5 protein-coding genes are annotated in these 3,858 nt (G+C 74.5%); 3 read left to right on the forward strand and 2 right to left on the reverse strand.

Going from position 1 to position 3,858, the window contains the following annotated elements:
• Positions 1–1,122 (forward strand): acetate--CoA ligase family protein (locus ABD211_RS26170; protein WP_344137370.1); only part of this gene is annotated, 1,122 nt, incomplete at its 5' end.
• Between the two features lie 48 nt (positions 1,123–1,170).
• Here ABD211_RS26170 and ABD211_RS26175 read toward each other — a convergent pair.
• Positions 1,171–1,860, reverse strand: a complete 690-nt coding sequence (locus ABD211_RS26175) for a DUF4386 domain-containing protein (RefSeq protein WP_344137374.1) — start codon at positions 1,858–1,860, stop codon at positions 1,171–1,173.
• Positions 1,861–1,940: 80 nt separating this feature from the next.
• Here ABD211_RS26175 and ABD211_RS26180 point away from each other — a divergent pair, with 80 nt between their 5' ends.
• Positions 1,941–2,603, forward strand: coding sequence for a TetR/AcrR family transcriptional regulator C-terminal domain-containing protein (locus ABD211_RS26180; RefSeq protein WP_344137377.1), 663 nt, complete (start codon positions 1,941–1,943; stop codon positions 2,601–2,603).
• Between the two features lie 48 nt (positions 2,604–2,651).
• Positions 2,652–3,233 carry a hypothetical protein gene (locus tag ABD211_RS26185; protein ID WP_344137380.1) on the forward strand — a complete coding sequence of 194 codons (582 nt, stop codon included), beginning with the start codon at positions 2,652–2,654 and terminating at the stop codon, positions 3,231–3,233.
• A 118-nt stretch (positions 3,234–3,351) separates the two neighbouring features.
• Here the strand turns inward: ABD211_RS26185 and ABD211_RS26190 are convergent.
• Positions 3,352–3,858: sigma-70 domain-containing protein (locus tag ABD211_RS26190; RefSeq protein WP_344137383.1), on the reverse strand; the 507-nt coding region annotated here is incomplete at its 5' end.

The following is a 3,858-nucleotide window of genomic DNA, read 5'->3' on the forward strand; positions in this document are numbered from 1 at the left end:
GGGGTGGTCGCGACGTCGGCGCCGCTGGCCGCGCTGGCCGCCCGGGTCTGCGTCCGGGCCGGCCTGGAGGTCGCGCCCGGATACCCGGTGGCGGCGGCTGATCTCGCCGACGCGGCGCGGGCGGCCGTGGTGGACGGGGCCGCGGACGCGGTCCTCGTGGTGGTCCCGCCGCCGGACGGACCGACCGACGCGCCGGTCGCCCCGTCGTCGGGCGGGGCGCGATCGCCGTTCGAGGCGGCCTCGTGGCTCGCGGCGGGGCCCGTCGAGGCGGACAAGCCGGTCGTCGCCGTGCTGCTGGGGCAGGATCCGCCGGCGGGCGGCGCCGTGCCGGCGTACCGGACGGTCGAGGAGGCGGCGCGGGCGCTGTCGCGCGTCGCGGCCTACGCGGCGTGGCGGCGTGAGCCGGCGGGCGAGATCGTGCCGCTGTCCGATGTGGACACCGCGGGCGGCCGTGCGGTCGCGGACGCGGGGGGCCCCGCGTGGGACCTGCTCGGCGCCCACGGCGTACGGGTGGTCGGCGAGGTGGCGGCGCACACGGCGGAGCAGGCGGTCGCGGTCGCGGCCGCGTGCGGCGGACCGGTGGCGCTCAAGGCCACCGCGCCGGGCCTGCGCCACCGGCTCGACCTGGGCGCCGTGCGGCTCGACCTCGCGGACGCCGCGGCGGTGCGCCGGGCGTACGACGAGGTGTCGCGCGCGTTCGGGCCGCACGTCGTGGTCCAGCCGATGACCGCGCCGGGCGTCGCGTGCACCGTCGAGGTGGTCGACGACCCGGCGTTCGGCCCGATCGTCGGGTTCGGCCTCGGCGGTGAGGCCACCGACCTGCTGGGCGACCGGGCGTGGCGGGCGGCGCCGCTCACCGACACGGACGCCGCGCAGCTGGTCCGCGCGCCGCGCGCCGCCCCGCTGCTGCTGGGCCACCGCGGCGCCGACCCGGTCGACATCGACGCCCTGGTGGAGCTGCTGCTGCGGGTGGGCCGGCTCGCCGACGAGCAGGCGGGCGTGCGCCGCCTGCTGCTCAACCCGGTGCTCGCGCAGGCGACCGGCTGCACGGTCCTGCATGCCGAGGTTTCCTACGGGCCACCGGCGTTCCGCCCCGACACGGGCCCGCGTCGCCTCCCCTGACCCGCTCGTGGACCGGACCGGACCGGTCCGATCCACGAGCAGGTCTGCTCACGTGGCGGGGAGGGCCTCGGGCGATGCCGTCGCGGTGCGGCGGACGCCGCGGATCAGCAGGTACCCGATCATCCAGAACTCGCCGACGGTCGCCGGCACGGTGAGCACCTCGGCGATGGCGGGTACGCCGGGGAAGAGGTAGGTGGCGAACCCGGCGAGGACGTAGCCGACGCCGCCGGCGACGAGCACCCAGCCCAGCGGACGGGGCATCCAGCGCGACCGGAGCACGCAGAGGCCCATGGGCACGAGCCACAGGCCGAAGAACAGGTTGCCGGCGGTCCACAGGTTGCCGCTGATGAGGTAGAGGAGCTGGACGGTCGCCGCCGCGTCGCCCACGGGCTCGTGCGCGACCGTGACCGCGCTGCCGAGCATGGCCGCGCTGCCCAGGATGGCGACCGCGTTGACGAGGCCGAACGCGGCGATGCTGCCGGCGGCCACGGCGTCGATCGTGCGGAACAGCCGGTAGAACCAGATCGCGAGGAGCGCCTGGGTGACGACGATGCCGAGTTCGAAGGCGACGCCGACGCGGGCGAGCGAGGAGTGCGCGACCAGGTTCGCCAGAGTCGACGCCGCGTCGTCGGCGACGAACAGCTTCGGCCGGATGAGCAGGAAACCGAACATGCCGGTGATGGCGAGCCCGAGGTAGAAGAGGCCCGTCGTGCGGGCCGTGCGGACCAACGCGTCCATGGGGGTGACTCCCTTTCAAGGTCAACCTTACAACGTAAGGCGCCTTACACTGTATGGCGGCGATGCAAGAGGAGGGAAGTGTGCGGGAACCACTCAGCCGCGAACGGGTCCTGGCGGCCGCGGTCGCCCTCGCCGACGCGGAAGGGGTGCCGGCGCTGACCATGCGCCGCCTCGCCAAGGACCTCGGCGTCGAGGCGATGTCGCTCTACCACCACCTGCCCGGCAAGGACGCGCTGCTCGACGGCCTGGTGGAGTCGGTCGTCGGCGAGATCGTGGGCGCGGTCGACGACGAGAGGGACGACGACTGGCAGGTCACGCTGCGCCGGTGGTTCCTGACGGCGCGGGAGGTCATGCTGCGCCACCCGTGGGCACCCGCGCTCCTGGGCCGCGGCCGGCCCGTCCCGCCCGTGCTCTACCTGTACTACGAGAAGATCCTCGCCACGCTCATCGGCGCGGGGTTCAGCTACCGGATCGCGCACCGGGCGCTGCACGCGTTCGGCAGCATGCCGCTCGGGTTCGTCCAGGAGACGTTCGGCGGGGGTGACGACGAGGACCCGGACGCCGAGGAGGCCGCGCTGGCCGCGATGGCCGAGGCGATGCCGCACCTGGCGGCGATGGTGGCCGCCGAGCTGCACGCCGCCACGGACCCGACGCTGGGCTGGTGCGACAGCCAGGTCGAGTTCCAGTTCACCCTCGACCTGCTCCTCGACGGCCTGGAGCGGTGCCGGGTCGAACCCATGTAACTATCAGCGGCGCTCGCGCGTACGCGGTGCCCGTGCGACGATCTGGCCGTGTCCACGGTTGTCGATGCTCCCCGGCAGGCTGGCACGGTCGGGCTGAGCCGCTGGTGGTGGCTGGTGCCGGAGGCCGTCCTGCTGCTCGCGGCGCTGGCCGCCGCGCCGTTGTCGCCCAGCGCCCAGTCGCCCGCGCAACTCAGCGCCGACCTGGTCGCGCGCAGCGTGACCGCGATCGAGCAGCTCTCGCCGGCGGAGCACCACAACCACGGGCACGCCGTGGACGCCGCGCAGACGAAGGTGGCCTGCGTGGTGGAGCTGATGGGCTTCGCGCCCGCCGATGCCAAGCGCGCGGCGGACGTCACGACCGCGTACACGTACTTCCTGTGCGCGGCGGGGGCGCCCGGGCAGCCGTACCAGATGTCGGCGCACATCTCCGGGCCCGCCGCGGTCGACCTGCGCCAGCAGCCGCCACTGGTGCACGTCCCGGAGGCCGGCGCCGGCTACGACCAGCGACTCAAGGCGATCATCCCCGTGCAGTACCAGGACTGGGCCGTCAAGGGGTTCCGCGACCGTGCCATCCCGGCGGGCCTGATCCCGAAGTACAACGCCCTGCTCGGCGTCGCGCCGTCCCCTTAGGAACGGCGAACGCACCGACGCCCCGACCGGATCGACCGGCCGGGGCGCCCATGCGCACAATTCAGGAAGCAGTGCCACATCGGCCAGCTTCCGTCCTCGCCAGCAGACGGCTGCGGCGTCAGCTGGCGAACACCTCGAGGCGCTTGGCGCGCGACGGGTGGCGCAGCTTGAGCAGCGTCACCTTCTCGATCTGGCGGATGCGCTCGCGGGACAGGCCGAACTCGCGGCCCACCTCGTCGAGGGTGCGCTGGCGGCCGTCGTCCAGGCCGAAGCGCAGCCGGATCACCGCCTGCTCGCGCTGCGAGAGCGTGGCGAGCACGACCGCCACCTCGTTGCGCAGCTGGCCCTCCGAGACCGCGTCGCCCGGCTCGTCGCGGGGGTCGACGCGGGCCACGAAGTCGCCCAGCGCGCTCTCCCCGTCCTCGCCGACGGCCTGGTCCAGGCTCACCGGCTCCCGGTCGTACGAGATGAGCTCCAGCACCTGGTACTCCTCGACGCCCAGGGCCGTGGCCACCTCGGCGACCGACGGCTCGCGGCCCAGCGTGGTCGCCAGGTCGCGGCGGGCGCGGACCATGCGGTTGACCTGCTCGACCATGTGCACCGGGATGCGGATGGTGCGGGCCTG

Source organism: Luedemannella flava (assembly GCF_039528515.1).
Classification (GTDB): domain Bacteria; phylum Actinomycetota; class Actinomycetes; order Mycobacteriales; family Micromonosporaceae; genus Luedemannella; species Luedemannella flava.